The 1,668-nt window shown below is 46.5% G+C and carries 3 protein-coding genes; 2 read left to right on the top strand and 1 reads right to left on the bottom strand.

Annotation, left to right across the window (positions count from 1 at the left end):
• Window positions 1-108 precede the first annotated feature (108 nt).
• On the bottom strand, window positions 109-315 hold the full coding sequence (locus A3750_RS14285; protein ID WP_068454364.1) for a TIGR02449 family protein: 207 nt from the start codon (window positions 313-315) through the stop codon (window positions 109-111).
• Between the two features lie 168 nt (window positions 316-483).
• On the opposite strand from A3750_RS14285, the gene A3750_RS14280 reads away from it, so the two are divergent.
• Both A3750_RS14280 and A3750_RS14275 read left to right on the top strand, forming a co-directional pair.
• On the top strand, window positions 484-1,080 hold the full coding sequence (locus A3750_RS14280; RefSeq protein WP_068454351.1) for a UPF0149 family protein: 597 nt from the start codon (window positions 484-486) through the stop codon (window positions 1,078-1,080).
• A gap of 48 nt (window positions 1,081-1,128) precedes the next feature.
• The coding region (locus tag A3750_RS14275; RefSeq protein WP_197475046.1) for an aminopeptidase P N-terminal domain-containing protein at window positions 1,129-1,668 on the top strand (540 nt) is incomplete at its 3' end.

The following is a 1,668-nucleotide window of genomic DNA, read 5'->3' as shown; positions in this document are numbered from 1 at the left end:
CGTCGAGCTGCACAGACGCTTCACGCAGTTCTTTTTGTTTGTCTGGTGGACAGGCAACAAGATACTCTTTGTCGAGAATCCTTACTTCAAGCGTATTCTGCTCAGACATTAATTTTGCTCCAGTGCGCGTAGACGACCAATCATTCCCTCGATCTTGGTTTTGGCAAGATCGTTTTTTTGAAGAAGTTTTGAGCGCTCGCTTTGAAGTTGCTCCTGCGACTTAGTCAATCGGGCGTTGTCTTCTTCAAGGCGCTCGCAGTATGCAATGAGTTGTTCGACTTTGTCTGAAAATCTGCTGATAGGCGAGTTATCCATTACGCCGTTCCTTCGTCATTATCGTGAGCGGTTAGAAATTAAAACATAATGCAGCGTATAGTGCTCTGCCCGAAGACTATAATTTGCCCCCGCGTTGCGGTCAATAAGGCTAACGCCTATGGGTGATTCAGTCGTATAATTTCGTTTCATTTATCCAACGGAGACACCATGTCTGAAGATGTTCATGTAGAAAGCGAATTTGAATGGCTTGCCAATGTATACAACATTAACGGCGCAATTAATCATCCAAGCGAACTGCATGGCATTATGATTGGTCACATTACAGGTAATACGCAATTGAAAGACGATGAATGGTTGGCTATGTGTCTAGATCACATGGGCATTGAAGAATTCAACGTTGAGAAGCAGCCGAATGTGCATCAGGATTTGTGTAAGTTTTATCGCGATACTTTAGAAAGTATCGCTGTAGATTCGAGCGCTTTTCAGATTTGCTTGCCTGACGATAGCTATGCAATTGCGGAGCGGGGCGAAGCCTTGGGTGCATGGGTTGGCGGTTTTCTGGAAGGTATTGCTGTGACGCAAACACACGCCTTGGCAAATCTAGACGAGGATCTGCAAGAGATTCTTCGAGATTTGGTAGAAATAAGTCAACTGGATTCCCGTATGGATAGCTCGGAGACCAGTGAGCGCGATTTCTTCGAAGTGTGTGAGTACGTGCGGATAGGCACGTTAAATCTTTACCTCGAGTTTAATGAGCTGCCTGACGGTGCTTCAAACGAAGAAACTGCACCGACCCTTCATTAAAACACTCGCGGCAGCAATCTAGAATTAACAGAATAACGAACTAAACGTATGAGCATTACCAAGAAAGAATTCGCGGCACGGCGTAAAGCGCTTGCCGAGCAGATGGGCGACAACGCAATTGCAATCCTTCCTGCATCCAAGCTGAAGGTGCGCAACCATGACGCTGACTTTCAATTTCGTCAGGATAGCGATTTTTACTATCTAACAGGGTTTAATGAACCAGAGGCTGTCTTGGCGCTTATTCCGGGTAGAGAGCACGGCGAGGCTGTGCTCTTTTGCCGAGAGCGTGATCCGGCAAAAGAAATGTGGGATGGCAAAATGCTTGGGCCTGAGGGCGCAATTAAGCAGCTTGGTTTCGATGATGCGTTTCCGATTAGTGATATTGATGAAATTCTTCCTGGTTTGATTGAAGGCCGCGACAAGGTGTTTTATGCGCTTGGTCGAAATGCGCAGTTCGATGCACAAATCATGGACTGGGTGAACACGATTCGCAGCAAGGTCAGAAGTGGCGCGCATCCACCCGGTGAGTTTGTCGCTATCGAGTACCCTTTGCATGAGCTTCGATTGTTTAAGAGTAAGGCTGAGATA

It is taken from the genome of Oleiphilus sp. HI0079, assembly GCF_001635105.1.
The sequence above is the reverse complement of the archived record's forward strand: the minus strand, read 5'-3'. Positions and strand labels throughout refer to the sequence as shown.